Source organism: Pseudomonas sp. C6002 (genome assembly GCF_013385805.1).
Taxonomy (GTDB): Bacteria; Pseudomonadota; Gammaproteobacteria; order Pseudomonadales; family Pseudomonadaceae; genus Aquipseudomonas.
In genome coordinates, this window is record NZ_JACAPH010000030.1 from 123,686 (window position 1) to 143,641 (window position 19,956).

Below are 19,956 nucleotides of genomic sequence, written 5' to 3' on the forward strand. Positions count from 1 at the left end.
TCCGGGTACCCGCCATGAGCGCTCCTCGTGAAACCATCGCCGCTGTCGCCACCGCTCAAGGTCGTGGTGGTGTCGGTATCGTTCGTATTTCCGGGCCGCTCGCCGGCGTGGCGGCCCAGGCCATCAGTGGGCGGGAACTGAAGCCGAGGTATGCGCATTACGGGCCGTTTTTAGGTGCTGATGAAGAAGTGCTGGATGAAGGTATCGCCCTTTATTTCCCGGGGCCGAACTCCTTTACCGGCGAAGACGTCCTAGAACTGCAAGGCCACGGCGGCCCGATCGTTCTGGACATGCTGCTGCAGCGTTGCCTGCAGTTGGGTTGCCGCCTGGCACGTCCGGGTGAATTCAGCGAACGCGCGTTCCTCAACGACAAACTCGACCTGGCCCAGGCCGAGGCGATTGCCGACCTGATCGAAGCCAGCTCTGCACAAGCTGCGCGCAATGCGTTGCGCTCGTTGCAGGGCGCGTTTTCCCTGCGTGTGCATAACCTCACCGAGCAATTGATCAGCTTGCGCATCTACGTGGAGGCCGCGATTGATTTCCCGGAGGAAGAAATCGACTTCCTTGCCGATGGGCATGTCCTGGCGATGCTGGATAAGGTTCGTGATGAGTTATCCACAGTGCTGCGCGAAGCCGGGCAAGGTGCCTTGCTGCGCGACGGTATGACCGTGGTGATTGCCGGCCGTCCCAACGCCGGCAAGTCGAGCCTGCTCAATGCCCTGGCCGGGCGAGAGGCCGCGATCGTCACCGAGATCGCCGGCACCACGCGGGATATCCTGCGCGAACATATCCACATCGATGGCATGCCCCTGCATGTGGTGGACACCGCTGGACTGCGTGACACCGATGACCAGGTGGAAAAGATCGGGGTGGAACGCGCGTTGAAGGCCATCACGGAAGCTGACCGCGTGTTGCTGGTGGTGGATGCCACCGCGCCAGAGGCTGCAGACCCGTTCGCACTGTGGCCGGAATTCCTCGAACAACGGCCGGACCCGGCCAAGGTCACGCTGATTCGCAACAAGGCTGACCTGACGGGCGAGGCAATTGCCCTGGAAGTCAGTGAAGATGGCCACGTGACAATCAGCTTGAGTGCCAAGGCTGCAGGAGAAGGGCTGGAACTGCTGCGCGATCATCTGAAAGCGTGCATGGGCTACGAGCAGACTTCGGAAAGCAGCTTCAGCGCTCGTCGCAGGCACCTGGAGGCACTGCGGCATGCCAGCGCCGCCCTCGAGCATGGCCGTGCGCAACTGACGCTGGCAGGAGCCGGTGAGCTGCTGGCTGAGGATTTACGCCAGGCGCAGCAGCTGTTGGGGGAGATCACCGGCGCATTCAGCTCCGATGATTTGTTGGGGCGGATCTTTTCAAGCTTCTGTATCGGGAAATAGGCGGTTATCCACAGCTGGCTGGTTACCAGTTGTAGGAAACAGTTCCGAGTAGCGTCCGGCTTTCACCCCAGTAGCAGCGGCCCGCATCGTTGCAGCCGGACACATACTCCTTGTCGAACAGGTTCTTCGCATTCACGTCTACCGACCAGTGCTGGTCAATCTGGTAACCAATGGCGGCATCCACCAACGTCACGCTTCCAGCATCCAGCTTCCCGTAAAGAGAAGGCGCGGTGTAAGCGAAAGTGCTGTCGAAGTAGCGCACGCCGCCGCCGACGGACAAGCCCTTGAGCTGGCCATCAAGAAAGCGGTATTTGCCCCAGACCGAAGCCTGATTACGCGGAACACCGGTCATCTGGTGACCTTCCACGAGCGACGTTGCCGAATCCTTGGTAATACGAGCATCGGTGTAGGTGTAGGCCGCAGTCACGTTCAAATTAGGTGTGAGGTTGCTGTTGACCTCCACTTCCACACCCTTGGCCCGGCTTTCGCCGACCTGGCGGTAGGTATTGGTCGTGGCGTCGAGGTACGTGTCGTCCTGCTTGCGCAAGTCATAGACCGACAACGTCATCGCCGTGTCCCAGCCGATCGGCTCGTACTTGAGGCCTACTTCGTATTGACTGCTGGTGATCGGGTCCAGCGGTGTGCCGGCATTGGAGATCTGCTGTACCGGAACGAACGCGGTCGAGTAGCTGACATATGGCGTCAGGCCATTGTCGAACTGGTACATGATCCCGCCCTGATAGGTGAACTTGCGGTCTTCAGAGCTGATGTTGCCGGCCTTGGCCACCTTGTCGCGAAAATCACTGTCGACCCAGTCCTGCCGCCCGCCGAGCAAGAATAACCAGTGGTCATACTTGCTCTGAAGCTGTGCATAAACACCTTTCATCTGCTGTTCGAGCAACGTGTTTTGCACCGCGAGAGGCGTCAATGGGTCCCTCAGGTACACCGGGTTATACACATTGATCGTGCCTGCAAATCCGGCATTCCAATCCTGGCTGAACGAGGTACGGTCATAGCTGGCACCGAACAGCACGGTATTTTCCAGCCCGCCTACCTGGAATTTGCCTTCCAACTGGTTATCCAGCGAGTAGACCATCGATTTGTTGTAGCGGTCGTAGGCATTCATGTTCAGCTGTGTGCCGAACCCCGCATTATTCAGGTTGCCTGGCCAGGTTTCATGGCGGGTGATTCGCGACTGCATGTAGCGCGAGTTCTGCCGAAACTGCCAGTCATCATTGAAGCTGTGGCTGAACTCGTAGCCGGTGCTCCAGGTTTCCCGTTCGAAGGTGTTCCAATCCGGGTCACCGAGCATGGTGTGCTTGGAGAGCTTTCCGTTGGGGTTGGTCAGTAACGTGCCTGCTGCAGGTAGGCCAAGTTCAAGATTGGTGTGGTCTTTCTGGTAGTTGGCCAGCAGCGTCAGGGTGTTGTAGTCGTCGAAATTGAGGGTCAGGGACGGTGCGATATACAGACGGTCATCGGGAACGTGATCGGTCTGGGTGTCGGACTTCCTGCCGAGCATCACCACCCGTCCAAGGATATTGCCGCTGTCGTCCAAGGGACCGGAGATATCCACACCCACCTGGCGCCGGTTATTAGAACCGTAGGTCAGCTGAACTTCGCCTTGTGGTGTAGCTGTCGGGTGTTTACTCACCAGGTTGACCAGGCCACCGGGTGCGTTTTCGCCGTAGAGCAGGGAAGAAGGGCCACGGAATATCTCCACCCGTTCCAGGCCATAAGGTTCGCTGGTGGTGTCATACCGGTTGCCTTGGACTCGCAAGCCATCGCGCAGCAGGCCGTAGCCATAATCCGTAGCGTTGAAACCGCGAATGAAGAACAAGTCACCGGCCAGCCCGTCGCCCGCAGCGAAGGGAGGGGCAAAGATTCCCGGCACATAGCCCAGCACTTCTGTGAGCGTCTGGGATTTTTGATCCTTGATGCGCTGGCCGGTCACCACCGACACCGAGCGCGGGGTTTCCGACAATGGTGTGCTGGTCTTGGTACCGATTCGGCTGTTTTGCGCCTTGTAACCTACGTCCCCGGCAATTTCCTGATTGAACCCAGTCTGTTGATAAGTGCTGACAGTAGTGGGGGCCAGCATGAGCTGTTCCCCGCTCGCAGCCGGCTGCAGCGCGTAGCTGCCGGGGCCTTGAACCGCCGCCTGCAATCCCGAGTTTTGCAGCAATAACGCAAACCCTTGCTCCACCGAGTAGTCACCCTCCAGCCCAGGACTTTGCAGGCGCGCCGTCTGCTGCGGCGAGAATGACAGAATCACATTGGCCTTCGACGCGAATTGGCTCAAGGCATTGTCGAGTGGCCCGGAGGCGATCACGTAATGTTGCACTGGGCTGGCAGCAATGGCCCGAGTGCATAGCAAGGTGCTGGCAGTCGCTGCCGTGGCCAGCAGCAAGCCATACGTGATGCCGTGATGGGAGAGACGCTGGCGAAGTTTTGTAGGAAGGCGCATGTGTGAGTAAGCCCTGAAGGTAGCATCGTGATTACCTGTAGGGCCGTGCCAGGTAAAAAAAAGATAACCCCCGTTGAGAGTATTTTTTCAGTATCAAGCTGTAAGCGTGACGGAGACCCAATAGCGCGTGAAATACTTCACGTGGATCGGCAGCGTGACCTGCAGGTTGGCCAATACGGCGTCGGTGGAATCCAGACGGAAAGTGCCGGACACCCGCAGCCGCGCTGATGCGGCATCGCACTGCATAACGCCCGGCCGATAGCGCGCCAGTTCGTCGATGACATCCCCCAGTCGCGCATCCAGAACGATCAGTTGGCCGTCGACCCATGCGGCTTGGTTCCCGCGATAGATATGGCTGGGGCCTACGTCTTGCGTGCCGAAGTCGACACTTTCACCAGGTCCGAGCACTCGGCTATGGGCCGGCTGGTCGACGGGTTGCACGCTGACCCGGTCTTCCAGCACACCAACCCGCGTCGACCCTTGCAGTTGGCGAACAGTGAACCGCGTACCCAAGGCTTGAACACGACCCTCATGGGTTTCGACATAAAACGGTGTTTGCCGGCCCGACTTTCCGGTGTGGATAAGTACTTCCCCCTCACGCAAACGGACCAGTCGCTGCTGCCCATCGAAAAGTACGTCGATAGCCGTGTTCGTATTGAGGTCAATTTGAGTGCCGTCGGCCAACCCGATTCGCCGTCGTTCGCCGACCTTGGTCCGATAGTCAGCCCAGAGGTTGCCCAGGGATGTGTGTTGTTGAACGTTCCACCCCAAGTACCCGGCGGCACCGAGCATCAGCATCAGCTTGAGCACTTGCCGCCGTTGTTGACTGGCCGAGAGCGCACGACGGGTGAAGTCCTTGGGTAGCGCACCGAGGCCACGTTGCAACTGCTCCATCTGGTTCCAGGCCGCCTGATGGGAGGGGTCGCCGTTGAGCCATTGCTGCCAGGCACTTTGTTGCGCGGGTGTCGGTGGCTGCGATTGAAATTGCACGTACCAACTGGCGGCGGCTTCGAACGTCTTGCGATCCGGGGCAGCCATTACATGCCCGCCATGATCAAGGCGCATTCAGTCAGGGCCCGAACCATATGTTTCTTGACGGTGGTCAGCGAGACACGCAACTGATCGGCGATCTGTTGATAAGTCAGGCCTTCGACCTGGGACAGCATGAAAATTCGCCTGGCCCGCTCCCCCAGCCCACACAAGGCTTTATCCACAGCAACGAGGGTTTCAATGATGATGGCCTTGTCTTCTTCACTGATTGCGATCGCTTCGGGCCGGTCTGCCAGGGTTTGCAGATAGGCCTGCTCAATGGCGCGGCGACGATAGCGGTCAATCACCAGTCCCCGGGCAACTGTGGCCAGATAGTCCCTGGGCTCGAGGATCTGCGTCGCATTGCGGCCCCCCAGGATCCGCACGAACGTATCGTGTGCCACGTCAGCTGCATCGCAGGCGTTATGCAACTTTCCCTTGAGCCAGCTGTGCAACCACGAATGGTGCTGCTCATAGATGTGTTGGACTGCAACGGTATGCGAGGGAAGGGCCATGAGAGGTGACGAGGCAGGTTAATGATAATAACTATTATTAACTGCCGTGACGCTTTCTCACAATAGGCGTTCCATCAACCCGTTTCACAAATGCAAATGAACTGTTTCCTGCCTGACCGAGGATTTTCGGAGGCATCTGCCTGCCTAAAACTTATCGGGATCCGTATTTTCTGTGGATTAAGCCCTGTGAATAACCACCCCTGTGCCCGGTTGATAACCAGGCTTGAAACCTGAGTAAAAACCCCTCTGTGGATAACCACCCGTTTAATCCACAGGCTTAAAGCACTTATCCAAGGGCCTCATTGGCACCTAACCACAGACTTTAGAATCTCTGTACATATCGTAAATAAAGGCCTGTAGAGATCTATCCACAGAAACATGCCTCAGTAGAAATAAACATAAAAACAAAGATTTAATAAATTTCTCTCTTTTAATTTCTATTGTTCGTGATTCATCCACAGCTGGTTAAATTTTGTGCAAAGGGTTCTTTAGGAAGGGCGAAGTCCCTATACTTGCCGACTCGTTCGAAAACCTGATCTCGAACGCTCATTCCTAATTACCTACAGAAGCAGGCACGAGGTGCGTGGTGGATTTCCCTTCCCGTTTTGAAGTGATCGTCATCGGCGGCGGTCATGCCGGTACCGAGGCAGCACTGGCGTCAGCACGCATGGGGGCAAAAACCCTGTTGCTGACGCATAACGTGGAAACCCTCGGCGCCATGAGCTGCAACCCCGCGATCGGCGGGATTGGCAAAAGCCACCTGGTCAAGGAAATCGATGCCCTGGGCGGCGCGATGGCCATGGCCACCGATAAGGGTGGTATTCAATTTCGCGTATTGAACAGTCGCAAAGGCCCGGCCGTACGAGCCACACGTGCTCAAGCCGACCGCATCCTGTACAAGGCCGCTGTCCGCGAAACCCTGGAAAACCAGCCGAACCTGTGGATATTTCAACAGGCAGCCGATGACCTGATCGTCGAACAAGACCAGGTACGCGGTGTTGTCACGCAAATGGGCCTGCGTTTCTTCGCAGAATCCGTGGTGTTGACCACCGGTACCTTCCTCGGCGGACTTATCCACATCGGTATGCAGAACTATTCCGGTGGCCGCGCCGGTGATCCACCGTCAATCGCCCTGGCTCAGCGCCTTCGCGAACTGCCACTGCGTGTTGGTCGCCTGAAAACCGGCACGCCGCCGCGAATTGATGGCCGGTCTGTGGATTTCTCGGTGATGACCGAGCAAGCCGGCGATACACCGATTCCGGTGATGTCGTTCATGGGCTCCAAGGAACAGCATCCGAAGCAGGTCAGTTGCTGGATTACCCACACCAACGCCCGCACCCACGAAATCATTGCTGCGAACCTCGACCGTTCGCCGATGTATTCCGGGGTGATCGAAGGTATTGGCCCGCGCTACTGCCCGTCGATCGAAGACAAGATCCACCGCTTTGCCGACAAGGAAAGCCACCAGGTTTTTATCGAACCGGAAGGTCTGACTACCCACGAGCTGTACCCGAACGGAATTTCCACGTCCCTGCCGTTCGACGTGCAAATCCAGATCGTGCAATCGATTCGCGGTATGGAAAATGCGCACATCGTGCGTCCTGGCTACGCCATCGAGTACGACTACTTCGACCCGCGTGACCTGAAATACAGCCTGGAAACCAAGGTCATCGGCGGTTTGTTCTTTGCAGGGCAAATCAACGGCACCACCGGTTACGAAGAAGCCGGCGCCCAGGGTTTGCTGGCCGGAACCAACGCGGCACTGCGTGCACAGGGCAAAGACAGCTGGTGCCCGCGTCGCGATGAGGCGTACATCGGTGTGTTGGTCGACGACCTGATCACCCTCGGAACCCAGGAACCGTACCGGATGTTTACGTCCCGGGCCGAATACCGTCTGATCCTGCGGGAAGACAACGCCGACCTGCGCTTGACCGAAAAAGGTCGCGAATTGGGCCTGGTCGACGACGTGCGTTGGGCGGCCTTCTGCAAAAAACGCGAAAGTATCGAGTTGGAAGAGCAACGCCTGAAAAGTACCTGGGTTCGCCCGGGCACCGAGCAAGGCGATGCGATTGCCGAAAAATTCGGCACGCCGCTGACTCACGAATACAACTTGCTGAACCTGCTGTCCCGGCCGGAAATCGACTACGCTGGTCTGATCTCGGTCACCGGCGCTGGCGCAGAAGATCCACAGGTTGCCGAGCAGGTCGAAATCAAGACCAAATACGCCGGTTACATTGACCGTCAGCAGGATGAGATCGCTCGTCTGCGGGCCAGCGAAGACACCAAGCTGCCTGTGGATATCGATTACACAAACATTTCCGGGCTGTCGAAAGAGATCCAAGGCAAGCTGGGGATAACTCGACCGGAGACCCTGGGCCAGGCGTCCCGTATCCCGGGCGTCACGCCGGCAGCCATTTCGCTGTTGATGATTCATTTGAAAAAACGCGGCGCGGGCCGTCAGTTGGAGCAAAGCGCTTGAGTTCGTTGGTCACCTCGCAACACGCCGAAGAGTTATCCACAGGTGCTCGCCAGCTTGGCGTCAACCTGACCGAAGCCCAGCACGAGTTGCTGCTGGGTTATCTGGCCCTGTTGATCAAATGGAACAAGGCTTACAACCTCACTGCGGTGCGTGACCCGGACGAAATGGTCTCCCGCCATCTGCTCGACAGTCTCAGTGTCATGCCGTTTATCGAAAACGGCCGCTGGCTCGACGTTGGCAGCGGCGGGGGCATGCCCGGCATCCCGCTGGCGATCCTGTTTCCGGAGTCGCAAGTGACCTGCCTGGACAGCAACGGCAAGAAAACCCGCTTCCTGACCCAGGTCAAACTCGAACTCAAGCTGGATAACCTGCAAGTTATCCACAGTCGCGTCGAAGCCTTTACGCCTGAACAGCCTTTCAACGGAATTGTTTCCCGGGCGTTCAGCAGCATGGAGAACTTCAGCAACTGGACCCGCCACCTCGGCGACCGCGATACCCGTTGGCTGGCAATGAAGGGCGTTCATCCAAGCGACGAGCTGTTAGCATTGCCGGCAGACTTCCACCTCGATAGCGAACACGCCTTGGCCGTACCCGGTTGCCAAGGCCAACGCCATCTGCTGATACTGCGCCGCACGGCATGATTGGGAACACAAGCAAGAATGGCTAAGGTATTCGCGATAGCGAACCAGAAAGGTGGCGTGGGCAAAACCACCACCTGCATCAACCTCGCAGCATCCCTGGTCGCTACCAAGCGTCGGGTGCTGTTGATCGATCTCGATCCACAGGGCAACGCCACCATGGGTAGCGGTGTGGATAAACACGGCCTGGAAAACTCGGTCTACGACTTGCTGATTGGCGAGTGCGACCTGGCCCAGGCCATGCACTTCTCCGAGCACGGCGGTTATCAACTGCTGCCGGCCAACCGCGATTTGACCGCGGCGGAAGTGGTGCTGCTGGAAATGCAGATGAAAGAAAGCCGTCTGCGCAGCGCCCTGGCGCCGATCCGCGAGAATTACGACTACATTTTGATCGACTGCCCGCCGTCGCTGTCGATGCTGACGTTGAACGCACTGGTTGCGGCCGACGGGGTGATTATCCCCATGCAGTGCGAGTACTTCGCGCTCGAAGGCTTGAGCGACCTTGTGGATAACATCAAGCGTATCGCCGAGTTGCTCAACCCGAACCTGCAAATCGAAGGCCTGCTGCGGACCATGTATGACCCGCGCCTGAGCCTGATGAACGATGTGTCGGCACAGCTCAAGGAACACTTCGGCGATCAGCTCTACGACACCGTGATTCCACGCAACATCCGCCTGGCCGAAGCGCCAAGCTATGGCATGCCCGCGCTGGCGTACGACAAGTCTTCCCGCGGCGCCATTGCCTATCTGGCGCTGGCAGGCGAGATGGTTCGCCGTCAACGCCGCAATTCACGCACCGCTGCAGCCCAGCCAACTTAAGGAATCCCCATGGCCGTCAAGAAACGAGGTCTCGGACGTGGACTGGATGCACTGCTGAGTGGTCCGACTGTCACGACCCTTGAAGAGCAAGCGGTGCAGGCCGACGAGCGCGAGCTGCAGCACCTGCCGCTGGACCTGATCCAGCGCGGCAAATACCAGCCGCGCCGGGACATGGACCCGCAGGCGCTGGAGGAATTGGCGAATTCGATCAAGGCCCAGGGCGTGATGCAGCCGATCGTGGTGCGCCCGATTGGTGCAGGCCGCTTTGAAATCATCGCCGGCGAGCGCCGCTGGCGCGCCAGCCAGCAGGCCGGCAAGGAAACCATTCCGGCAATGGTGCGCGATGTGCCGGATGAAACCGCCATCGCCATGGCGTTGATCGAGAACATCCAGCGTGAAGACCTCAATCCGATCGAGGAAGCGATCGCCCTGCAGCGTTTGCAGCAGGAATTCAAACTGACCCAGCAGGAAGTCGCGGATGCGGTGGGCAAGTCCCGGGTTACCGTGTCCAACCTGTTGCGCCTGATCGCGCTGCCGGAAGTCATCAAAACCATGCTTTCCCATGGCGACCTGGAAATGGGTCATGCCCGTGCTTTGCTCGGTTTGCCGGAAAATCAACAGGTTGAGGGGGCGCGACACGTTGTCGCACGAGGCCTCACCGTTCGTCAGACCGAGGCCCTGGTTCGCCAGTGGCTCAGTGGCAAACCTGCACCGGTCGAAACCGCCAAACCTGATCCGGATATTGCACGCCTGGAGCAGCGCCTGGCCGAACGCCTAGGCTCTGCGGTGCAAATTCGTCATGGCAAGAAAGGCAAAGGGCAATTGGTCATCGGATATAACTCATTGGATGAGCTTCAGGGCGTCCTTGCCCACATCCGCTGAAACAATTGCTTCTGTAGCGCGCAGTCGGAAATCACTACCCGGCAGTTGAATAGGGGCAGAACCGCCCCTATACTCTGCGCGCATTTTGTCGGCACAAATTATGCCAAGTTATTGATTTCCGGCAGCCGACCATTGAGGAGCAAGAGTGATGGAAACCCGCACGCCAAACACGTTGCCGTTCCATCGCTTGGCCGTTTTCCCGGTTTTAGTGGCTCAATTTGTCATTTTACTGATCGCCTCTTTGGCGCTCTGGTATTGGTATGGAGTCGTAGCCGGATACTCGGGACTCTGCGGAGGCCTGATAGCCTTGCTGCCCAATATGTATTTTGCTCACAGGGCCTTTCGGTTTTCCGGCGCCCGAGCAGCCCAGGCTATCGTCCGGTCTTTTTATGCCGGCGAGGCGGGGAAATTGATTTTGACGGCAGTGCTGTTTGCACTGACCTTTGCAGGTGTGAAGCCATTGGCGCCGCTGGCTGTATTCGGCGTCTTCGTGTTGACCCAACTGGTCAGCTGGTTCGCTCCCCTGCTAATGAAAACAAGACTTTCGAAACCTTAGGGCGTTTGAGGCAACCATGGCAGAAACAACCGCTTCGGGCTATATCCAGCACCACTTGCAGAACCTGACCTTCGGTCAGCTTCCCAACGGCGGCTGGGGCTTTGCCCACTCCGCAGCAGAAGCCAAAGAAATGGGCTTCTGGGCATTCCACCTGGATACTCTGGGCTGGTCTGTCGCATTGGGCCTGATCTTCGTCCTGATTTTCCGCATGGCGGCAAAGAAGGCGACTTCCGGTCAGCCAGGTGCTTTGCAGAACTTCGTTGAAGTATTGGTCGAATTCGTCGATGGCAGCGTGCGGGACAGCTTCCATGGTCGTAGCGCGGTGATTGCACCGTTGGCACTGACCATCTTCGTCTGGGTGTTCCTGATGAACGCCGTCGACCTGATCCCGGTCGACTGGATTCCTCAGCTGGCCATCCTGATCTCCGGCGATCACCACATTCCATTCCGTGCGGTTTCGACCACGGACCCTAACGCCACCCTGGGCATGGCCCTGTCGGTGTTCGCGTTGATCATTTTCTACAGCATCAAGATCAAGGGCATCGGCGGCTTCATCGGCGAACTGACCCTGCACCCGTTCGGCAGCAAGAACATCTTCGTTCAAGCGCTGCTGATCCCGGTGAACTTCCTGCTGGAGTTCGTGACCCTGGTCGCCAAGCCGATTTCCCTGGCCCTGCGACTGTTCGGCAACATGTATGCCGGCGAGCTGGTGTTCATTCTGATCGCTGTGATGTTCGGCAGTGGTCTGCTCTGGCTTAGCGGCCTGGGCATTGTTCTGCAGTGGGCGTGGGCTGTGTTCCACATCCTGATCATCACCCTGCAGGCGTTTATCTTCATGATGCTGACCATCGTCTACCTGTCGATGGCGCACGAAGAGAACCATTAAGACCAGTCTCGACTAGTCTGATGTCCCTCCCGGTCAAACGGGAGGGTAGCCCTGAAGGGCTATGAAACGATTTGTTTTACCGCTTTAAAATCTAAAAAACCTAAACCATACGACGTAAAAGTCGGGAGGAAAGATGGAAACTGTAGTTGGTCTAACCGCTATCGCTGTTGCACTGTTGATCGGCCTGGGCGCCCTGGGTACTGCCATTGGTTTCGGCCTGCTGGGCGGCAAGTTCCTGGAAGGCGCAGCGCGTCAGCCAGAAATGGTTCCAATGCTGCAAGTTAAAATGTTCATCGTCGCCGGCCTGCTCGACGCCGTGACCATGATCGGTGTTGGTATCGCTCTGTTCTTCACCTTCGCGAACCCCTTCGTTGGTCAACTCGCCGGTTAATCACTCGTTTTTTCGAGTGATTGGTGTGTTGTGCAACGAACGAGCGAGGTATTGGCGTGAACATTAATGCAACCATTATTGGTCAGTCCTTAGCGTTCTTGATTTTTGTAGTTTTCTGCATGAAGTTCGTATGGCCTCCGGTCATCGCGGCTTTGCACGAACGTCAGAAGAAGATCGCAGACGGACTGGACGCTGCCGCACGAGCAGCTCGCGACCTGGAGTTGGCCCAAGATAAAGCGGGTCAACAACTGCGCGAAGCGAAAGCTCAGGCAGCTGAAATCATTGAGCAAGCCAAGAAACGCGGTAACCAGATCGTTGAAGAGGCTGTTGAAAAAGCCCGTATCGACGCTGACCGTGTGAAGGTTCAGGCTCAAGCCGAGATCGAGCAGGAACTGAACGGTGTCAAAGATGCGCTGCGTGCCCAACTGGGTGCTCTGGCCGTCGGCGGTGCTGAGAAGATCCTGGGTGCCACAATCGATCAAAACGCGCACGCGGAGCTGGTAAACAAACTGGCTGCTGAAATTTAAGCGAGGGCGATCATGGCAGAATTGACCACGTTGGCCCGACCTTACGCTAAGGCAGCCTTCGAGCACGCCCAGGCCCACCAGCAGCTGGCCTCTTGGTCAGCCATGCTCGGCCTGGCTGCAGCAGTGTCGCAAGACGACACCATGCAGCGCGTGCTCAAGGCCCCGCGACTGACGAGCGCAGACAAGGCCGCCACGTTTATTGACGTGTGCGGCGACAAGTTTGATGTAAAAGTGCAGAACTTCATCCACGTCGTTGCCGAAAACGACCGTCTCCCGCTTCTGCCGGAGATCGCCGCTCTGTTTGACCTGTACAAGGCCGAACAAGAGAAATCGGTAGATGTTGAAGTGACCAGTGCTTTTGCATTGAACCAAGAACAGCAAGACAAACTCGCCAAGGTTCTCAGTGCACGACTCGACCGGGAAGTGCGCCTGCAAGTTGCGGAGGATGCCACCCTGATTGGTGGTGTCATCATTCGCGCCGGCGACCTGGTTATCGATGGCTCGATTCGCGGCAAACTCGCGAATCTTGCCGAAGCATTGAAATCTTGAGTTTGAAGGGGCAGCAGAGCAATGCAGCAACTCAATCCTTCCGAAATAAGTGAAATTATCAAGGGCCGCATCGACAAGCTCGATGTGACCTCCCAAGCCCGTAACGAAGGCACTGTCGTCAGCGTATCTGACGGCATCGTGCGGATTCACGGTCTGGCCGACGTCATGTACGGCGAGATGATCGAGTTTCCGGGCGGCGTCTACGGTATGGCCCTCAACCTGGAGCAAGACTCTGTAGGTGCCGTTGTATTGGGCTCCTACCAGACTCTGGCCGAAGGCATGAGCGCCAAGTGCACAGGCCGCATCCTGGAAGTTCCGGTTGGTAAGGAACTGCTGGGTCGCGTTGTCGACGCACTGGGTAACCCAGTTGACGGCAAAGGTCCGCTGAACAACACCGAGACCGATGCGGTCGAGAAAGTTGCTCCAGGCGTGATCTGGCGTAAGTCGGTAGACCAGCCTGTACAGACTGGCTACAAGGCTGTCGATGCCATGATTCCTGTCGGCCGTGGCCAGCGTGAGCTGATCATCGGTGACCGTCAGATCGGTAAAACCGCTCTGGCGATCGACGCGATCATCAACCAGAAAGACAGCGGGATTTTCTGCGTCTACGTAGCCATCGGTCAGAAACAATCGACCATCGCCAACGTGGTTCGCAAGCTGGAAGAAAACGGCGCCCTGGCTAACACCATCGTCGTGGCCGCCAGTGCTTCGGAATCCGCTGCACTTCAGTTCCTGGCACCGTACTCCGGTTGCACCATGGGCGAATACTTCCGCGACCGCGGTGAAGACGCGCTGATCGTTTATGACGATCTGTCCAAGCAAGCAGTGGCTTACCGCCAGATTTCCCTGCTGCTGCGCCGTCCACCAGGCCGTGAAGCTTACCCAGGCGACGTGTTCTATCTCCACTCCCGTCTGCTGGAGCGCGCATCCCGCGTTTCGGAAGAATACGTAGAGAAGTTCACCAACGGCGCAGTGACCGGCAAAACCGGTTCCCTGACCGCACTGCCGATCATCGAAACCCAGGCTGGCGACGTTTCCGCGTTCGTTCCGACCAACGTGATTTCCATCACCGACGGTCAGATCTTCCTGGAATCGGCCATGTTCAACTCCGGGATCCGTCCTGCAGTGAACGCCGGTGTTTCGGTATCCCGTGTGGGTGGTGCCGCTCAGACCAAGATCATCAAGAAGCTCTCCGGTGGTATCCGTACCGCTCTGGCTCAGTACCGTGAACTGGCGGCATTCGCCCAGTTCGCTTCTGACCTGGACGAAGCGACCCGTAAGCAACTTGAGCATGGTCAGCGCGTTACCGAGCTGATGAAGCAGAAGCAATACGCACCAATGTCAATCGCTGACATGGCGCTGTCGCTGTATGCCGCTGAGCGTGGGTTCCTGACCGACGTTGAAATCACCAAGGTCGGCAGCTTCGAACAAGCGCTGATTGCTTACTTCAACCGCGATCACGCCGAATTGATGGCGAAGATCAACGTGAAGGGTGACTTCAATGACGACATCGACGCTGGCATCAAAGCCGGTATCGAGAAGTTCAAGGCCACCCAAACCTGGTAAGCCGCAGCGGGGGCCGCGAGGCTCCCGCTTGCTAACCTGATAGGTGTTACATGGCAGGCGCAAAAGAGATTCGCAGTAAGATTGCGAGCATCAAAAGCACGCAAAAGATCACCAGCGCCATGGAAAAAGTGGCGGTCAGCAAAATGCGCAAGGCACAAATGCGCATGGCTGCTAGCCGTCCCTACGCGGAGCGTATCCGCCAGGTTATTGGTCATCTGGCCAACGCCAACCCGGAATATCGCCACCCGTTCATGATCGATCGCGAAGTAAAGCGCGTCGGTTATGTCGTGGTGAGCAGTGACCGTGGTTTGTGCGGTGGTTTGAATACCAACCTGTTCAAGGCCCTGGTCAAGGACATGGCGGTAAACCGCGAAAAAGGCGTCGAGATCGATCTGTGTGTGGTCGGTAGCAAGGGTGCGGCCTTTTTCCGCAACTTCGGCGGTAACGTCGTTGCAGCTATCAGCCACCTGGGTGAAGAACCGTCGATCAATGATTTGATCGGCAGCGTCAAGGTGATGCTGGATGCATACCTGGAAGGCCGGATTGACCGCCTCTCCGTGGTATCCAACAAGTTCATCAACACCATGACGCAACAGCCTACCGTGGAGCAGTTGATTCCATTGGTGGCCGCCCCGGAACAAGAACTCAAGCACCACTGGGACTACCTCTACGAACCAGACGCCAAAGAGCTGCTTGACGGCTTGATGGTGCGCTACGTGGAGTCGCAGGTGTACCAGGCGGTGGTCGAGAACAACGCGGCTGAACAAGCTGCGCGGATGATCGCGATGAAGAACGCTACCGACAACGCCGGTGATTTGATCAGCGATTTGCAGCTGATCTACAACAAGGCGCGTCAGGCTGCGATCACCCAAGAGATCTCGGAAATCGTCGGCGGCGCTGCCGCGGTTTAACGGTTCAAATATTCAGAGGATCCAGCTATGAGTAGCGGACGTATCGTTCAAATCATCGGCGCCGTTATCGACGTGGAATTCCCACGCGACAGCGTACCGAGCATCTACAACGCTTTGAAAGTCAAAAGCGATGCAGGCACCACCCTGGAAGTTCAGCAGCAGCTGGGCGACGGCGTGGTTCGTACCATTGCAATGGGTTCCACCGAAGGCTTGAAGCGCGGTCTGGAAGTCACTGACTCTGGCGCAGCCATCTCCGTACCGGTCGGTAAAGCGACCCTGGGCCGGATCATGGACGTCCTCGGTAACCCGATCGACGAAGCCGGTCCAATCGACACCGAAGAGCGCTGGGGCATTCACCGTCCTGCGCCTTCCTTCGCGGAACAAGCGGGCGGCAACGACCTGCTGGAAACCGGCATCAAGGTTATCGACCTGGTTTGCCCGTTCGCCAAGGGCGGTAAAGTCGGTCTGTTCGGTGGTGCCGGTGTAGGCAAAACCGTAAACATGATGGAACTGATCCGTAACATCGCCATCGAGCACAGCGGTTATTCCGTGTTCGCCGGTGTGGGTGAGCGTACTCGTGAGGGTAACGACTTCTACCACGAGATGAAGGATTCCAACGTTCTGGACAAAGTGGCACTGGTTTACGGTCAGATGAACGAGCCGCCGGGTAACCGTCTGCGCGTAGCACTGACCGGCCTGACCATGGCCGAGAAGTTCCGTGACGAAGGTAACGACGTTCTGCTGTTCGTCGACAACATCTATCGTTACACCCTGGCCGGTACTGAAGTATCCGCACTGCTGGGCCGTATGCCTTCCGCAGTAGGTTACCAGCCGACCCTGGCCGAAGAGATGGGTACTCTGCAAGAGCGTATCACTTCGACCAAAAACGGTTCGATCACCTCGATCCAAGCGGTATACGTACCTGCGGATGACTTGACTGACCCGTCGCCAGCGACCACGTTCGCCCACTTGGACGCCACCGTCGTACTGTCCCGTGACATCGCCTCCCTGGGTATCTACCCAGCGGTCGATCCACTGGACTCGACTTCGCGCCAGCTGGACCCGAACGTCATCGGCCAGGAACACTACGACACCGCTCGCGGCGTCCAGTACGTTCTGCAGCGTTACAAAGAACTGAAGGACATCATTGCGATCCTGGGTATGGACGAGCTGTCGGAAACCGACAAGCAGTTGGTATCCCGCGCTCGTAAGATCCAGCGCTTCTTGTCGCAGCCGTTCTTCGTGGCTGAAGTCTTCACCGGTGCCTCGGGTAAATACGTTTCCCTGAAAGACACCATTGCTGGCTTCAAAGGCATCCTCAACGGTGACTACGACCACCTGCCAGAACAAGCGTTCTACATGGTCGGCGGCATCGAAGAAGCGATCGAGAAAGCCAAGAAACTGTAATTCCGGCGCCCGGTAACGGGCGCTAATCAGGTTGAGGCAAGCAGATGGCTATGACATTCCATTGCGATATCGTCAGCGCGGAAGGGGAAATCTTCTCCGGTCAGATCGAGAGTGTGATTGCACACGGCGAACTGGGCGACCTGGGTATTAACTTTGGCCACGCGCCATTGATTACATCCTTGAAGCCTGGTCCGATCACTCTGACCAAGCTGGGCGGGGAACGGGAGGTGTTTTACATCTCCGGTGGTTTCCTCGAGGTTCAGCCGAACATGGTCAAGGTACTTGCCGACACCGTGCAACGTGCTGCCGACCTGGATGAAGCCTCCGCTCAGGAAGCCGTCAAGGCTGCCGAGAAGGCCCTGAACGAAAAAGGCGCAGATTTCGACTACGGTTCTGCTGCTGCACGTCTGGCCGAGGCCGCAGCTCAGCTGCGCACCGTCCAGCAGATCCGCAAGAAGTTTGGCGGCTAAGCCGTCAAGCCTCATGCGTGATTGATTAAAAAGGGTAGCCTCGGCTACCCTTTTTCTTTTTTTGCAAAACACTTCTTTGGTCTGAAGTCTGACCGCCCAGGATTGGTAGCCATTCATGTCTCTCGAAATCGTAATTCTTGCCGCAGGCCAGGGCACCCGCATGCGTTCGGCCCTGCCCAAGGTGCTGCACCCGGTTGCCGGCAACTCCATGCTTGGCCATGTTATCCACAGCGCCCGGCAGCTGGATCCACAGCGCATTCATGTGGTGATCGGCCACGGTGCCGATGTGGTGCGTGAGCGGCTGGCGGCGGATGACCTGAATTTCGTATTGCAGGACAAGCAATTGGGTACCGGCCATGCCACCGCGCAGGCCGTGCCGTTCATCAAGGCCGACACCGTGCTGATCCTCTACGGAGACGTGCCGCTGATCGAAGTGGAAACCTTGCAGCGCCTGCTCAAGCACGTGGTGCCAGGCCAGATGGGCTTGCTCACTGTCGAGCTGGATGACCCGACCGGCTACGGTCGCATCGTGCGCAACGCTGACGGCAAGGTCGCGGCCATCGTCGAGCATAAAGACGCCAGCGAAGCCCAGCGCGCCATCACTGAAGGCAACACCGGCATCCTCGCGGTGCCGGCTGACCGCCTGGCTGACTGGATGAGCCGCTTGTCCAACAACAACGCCCAGGGCGAGTACTACCTGACCGACGTCATCGAGATGGCCGTCAGCGATGGCCTGGTGGTCGCCACCGAACAGCCCCACGACCCGATGGAAGTGCAGGGCGCCAACGACCGCAAGCAACTGGCGGAGCTGGAGCGTCACTACCAACTGCGTGAAGGCCGCCGCCTGATGGCGCTGGGCGTGACGCTGCGTGATCCGGCACGTTTCGATGTGCGGGGTGACGTCACCGTTGGCCGCGACGTGCTGATCGATATCAACGTGATCCTCGAAGGCCGCGTGGTCATTGAAGATGACGTGGTGATCGGGCCGAACTGCGTGATCAAGGACAGCACCCTGCGCAAGGGTGTGGTGATCAAGGCCAACAGCCATATCGACGGTGCGGTGATGGGCGAGGGCAGTGATGCCGGTCCGTTCGCGCGTTTGCGTCCGGGCAGCGTGCTGGGCGCTCGCGCCCATGTGGGTAACTTTGTAGAACTGAAAAACGCCCGGATGGGCGACGACGCCAAGGCCGGCCATCTGGCCTACCTCGGTGATGCAGTGATCGGTGCCCGCAGCAATATCGGCGCAGGCGCCATCACCTGCAATTACGACGGCGCCAACAAGTACCAGACGACCATTGGCGAAGACGTGTTTATCGGCTCCAACAACTCGCTGATCGCCCCCGTCACTATCGGTGATGGTTCAAACACCGCCGCAGGTTCCACCATCAACCAGGATGTGGATAAGTCCCAGTTGGCCGTCGCCCGCGCCCGCCAGCGCAACATCGACGGCTGGAAACGCCCGGTCAAAATCAAGAAGAGCTGAGTTATCCACAACCCTGAAACACTGCGGTACTTATGTGGGAGCGGGCTTGCTCGCGAAGGCGGTCTTTCGGTTGATACATGCGCCGACTGACACACCGCCTTCGCGAGCAAGCCCGCTCCCACATTTTTATCTGTGTTGATTCAAAAAACTCAGTCGCATGCTTGACCATTTTGAATGAATAGGTTTTGATTGCCTTCGTTATCTTTCGAAACGAAACTTATCATCACCATGTCGAAACGAAATACACCCCAACGTCGCCACAACATCCTTGCCATGCTCACCGAGCAAGGTGAAGTCAGCGTGGACGAATTGGCCAAGCGTTTCGAAACCTCGGAAGTCACCATCCGCAAGGACCTGGCGGCCCTCGAAAGTAACGGTCTGTTGCTGCGTCGCTACGGTGGCGCCATCACCATGCCTCAGGAACTGGTCGGTGATCCGGCACAGCCCATTTCGGCCTACAAGCGCGCCATCGCCCGTGCGGCCGTCCGGCGTTTGCGGGAACACGCGCGCATCATCATCGACAGCGGCAGCACCACCGCCGCCATGATCCCCGAATTGGGCCACCAGCCCGGCCTGGTGGTGATGACCAACTCCCTGCACGTTGCCAGCGCCTTGAGCGACCTGGAACACGAGCCGGTATTGTTGATGACCGGCGGCACCTGGGACCCGCATTCGGACTCGTTCCAGGGTCAGGTCGCCGAACAGGTACTGCGTTCCTACGATTTCGACCAGCTCTTTATTGGTGCCGATGGCATCGACCTGGAGCGCGGCACCACCACCTTCAACGAATTACTGGGGCTGAGCCGCGTCATGGCCGAAGTCGCCCGCGAAGTGGTGGTGATGGTCGAGTCCGACAAGATTGGCCGCAAGATCCCCAACCTGGAACTGCCCTGGAGCAGCGTCCATACCCTTATTACCGATGATCGCCTGCCACTTGAGGCCCGCGACCAGATTCAAGCCCGCGGCATCACGCTGATTTGCGCGGCAGTCATCTAGGAG

19 protein-coding genes are annotated in these 19,956 nt (G+C 57.8%); 16 read left to right on the forward strand and 3 right to left on the reverse strand.

The features are described 5' to 3' along the window. The first annotated feature begins 14 nt into the window (after positions 1–14). The gene (gene mnmE, locus HX817_RS20295; RefSeq protein WP_008439550.1) at positions 15–1,385 is read left to right on the forward strand and encodes a tRNA uridine-5-carboxymethylaminomethyl(34) synthesis GTPase MnmE; all 1,371 of its coding nucleotides are present in this window, start codon (positions 15–17) and stop codon (positions 1,383–1,385) included. Positions 1,386–1,407: 22 nt separating this feature from the next. Here mnmE and HX817_RS20300 read toward each other — a convergent pair whose 3' ends face one another. From HX817_RS20300 to HX817_RS20310, 3 genes are all read right to left on the reverse strand, one after another. After that, on the reverse strand, positions 1,408–3,849 hold the full coding sequence (locus HX817_RS20300) for a TonB-dependent siderophore receptor (RefSeq protein ID WP_102370204.1): 2,442 nt from the start codon (positions 3,847–3,849) through the stop codon (positions 1,408–1,410). 93 nt (positions 3,850–3,942) lie between these two features. Then, the gene (locus tag HX817_RS20305) at positions 3,943–4,887 is read right to left on the reverse strand and encodes a FecR domain-containing protein (RefSeq protein WP_087694576.1); all 945 of its coding nucleotides are present in this window, start codon (positions 4,885–4,887) and stop codon (positions 3,943–3,945) included. Continuing rightward, a complete protein-coding gene (locus HX817_RS20310) occupies positions 4,887–5,393 on the reverse strand; it encodes a sigma-70 family RNA polymerase sigma factor (protein ID WP_008439546.1) in 507 nt (168 codons plus the stop codon). The genes HX817_RS20305 and HX817_RS20310 overlap by 1 nt, the downstream gene beginning before the upstream one ends. 586 nt (positions 5,394–5,979) lie before the next feature. Between HX817_RS20310 and mnmG the strand changes: the two genes are divergently transcribed. From mnmG to HX817_RS20385, 15 genes are all read left to right on the forward strand, one after another. Further along, on the forward strand, positions 5,980–7,872 hold the full coding sequence (mnmG, locus tag HX817_RS20315; RefSeq protein ID WP_087694608.1) for a tRNA uridine-5-carboxymethylaminomethyl(34) synthesis enzyme MnmG: 1,893 nt from the start codon (positions 5,980–5,982) through the stop codon (positions 7,870–7,872). Next, positions 7,869–8,513 carry a 16S rRNA (guanine(527)-N(7))-methyltransferase RsmG gene (rsmG, locus tag HX817_RS20320; RefSeq protein ID WP_003213561.1) on the forward strand — a complete coding sequence of 215 codons (645 nt, stop codon included), beginning with the start codon at positions 7,869–7,871 and terminating at the stop codon, positions 8,511–8,513. Before mnmG ends, rsmG begins: the two co-directional genes overlap by 4 nt. An 18-nt stretch (positions 8,514–8,531) precedes the next feature. Continuing rightward, complete coding sequence (locus HX817_RS20325; protein ID WP_003213559.1) at positions 8,532–9,329, forward strand: ParA family protein; 798 nt, start codon at positions 8,532–8,534, stop codon at positions 9,327–9,329. A 9-nt stretch (positions 9,330–9,338) separates the two neighbouring features. After that, complete coding sequence (locus HX817_RS20330) at positions 9,339–10,211, forward strand: ParB/RepB/Spo0J family partition protein (protein WP_003213558.1); 873 nt, start codon at positions 9,339–9,341, stop codon at positions 10,209–10,211. Positions 10,212–10,359: 148 nt separating this feature from the next. Further along, complete coding sequence (locus tag HX817_RS20335) at positions 10,360–10,767, forward strand: F0F1 ATP synthase subunit I (RefSeq protein WP_003213556.1); 408 nt, start codon at positions 10,360–10,362, stop codon at positions 10,765–10,767. 16 nt (positions 10,768–10,783) lie between these two features. Next, the gene (gene atpB, locus HX817_RS20340) at positions 10,784–11,653 is read left to right on the forward strand and encodes a F0F1 ATP synthase subunit A (protein WP_003213554.1); all 870 of its coding nucleotides are present in this window, start codon (positions 10,784–10,786) and stop codon (positions 11,651–11,653) included. Positions 11,654–11,786: 133 nt separating this feature from the next. Next, entirely contained in the window at positions 11,787–12,044 is a 258-nt protein-coding gene (gene atpE, locus HX817_RS20345) for a F0F1 ATP synthase subunit C (protein WP_002555987.1), read from the forward strand. A 56-nt stretch (positions 12,045–12,100) separates the two neighbouring features. Beyond that, complete coding sequence (locus tag HX817_RS20350) at positions 12,101–12,571, forward strand: F0F1 ATP synthase subunit B (RefSeq protein ID WP_008439543.1); 471 nt, start codon at positions 12,101–12,103, stop codon at positions 12,569–12,571. 12 nt (positions 12,572–12,583) lie between these two features. After that, entirely contained in the window at positions 12,584–13,120 is a 537-nt protein-coding gene (locus tag HX817_RS20355; RefSeq protein ID WP_003213551.1) for a F0F1 ATP synthase subunit delta, read from the forward strand. Positions 13,121–13,141: 21 nt separating this feature from the next. Beyond that, a complete protein-coding gene (atpA, locus tag HX817_RS20360) occupies positions 13,142–14,686 on the forward strand; it encodes a F0F1 ATP synthase subunit alpha (RefSeq protein ID WP_003213549.1) in 1,545 nt (514 codons plus the stop codon). Positions 14,687–14,736: 50 nt separating this feature from the next. After that, positions 14,737–15,597 carry a F0F1 ATP synthase subunit gamma gene (gene atpG, locus HX817_RS20365; protein WP_003213547.1) on the forward strand — a complete coding sequence of 287 codons (861 nt, stop codon included), beginning with the start codon at positions 14,737–14,739 and terminating at the stop codon, positions 15,595–15,597. A gap of 27 nt (positions 15,598–15,624) precedes the next feature. Further along, on the forward strand, positions 15,625–17,004 hold the full coding sequence (atpD, locus tag HX817_RS20370) for a F0F1 ATP synthase subunit beta (protein ID WP_003213545.1): 1,380 nt from the start codon (positions 15,625–15,627) through the stop codon (positions 17,002–17,004). 44 nt (positions 17,005–17,048) lie between these two features. Then, entirely contained in the window at positions 17,049–17,474 is a 426-nt protein-coding gene (locus HX817_RS20375) for a F0F1 ATP synthase subunit epsilon (RefSeq protein WP_008439541.1), read from the forward strand. A 115-nt stretch (positions 17,475–17,589) separates the two neighbouring features. Next, a complete protein-coding gene (gene glmU / locus HX817_RS20380; RefSeq protein ID WP_003213541.1) occupies positions 17,590–18,957 on the forward strand; it encodes a bifunctional UDP-N-acetylglucosamine diphosphorylase/glucosamine-1-phosphate N-acetyltransferase GlmU in 1,368 nt (455 codons plus the stop codon). A gap of 228 nt (positions 18,958–19,185) precedes the next feature. Beyond that, complete coding sequence (locus tag HX817_RS20385) at positions 19,186–19,953, forward strand: DeoR/GlpR family DNA-binding transcription regulator (RefSeq protein ID WP_003213539.1); 768 nt, start codon at positions 19,186–19,188, stop codon at positions 19,951–19,953. The last annotated feature ends 3 nt before the right edge of the window (positions 19,954–19,956 follow it).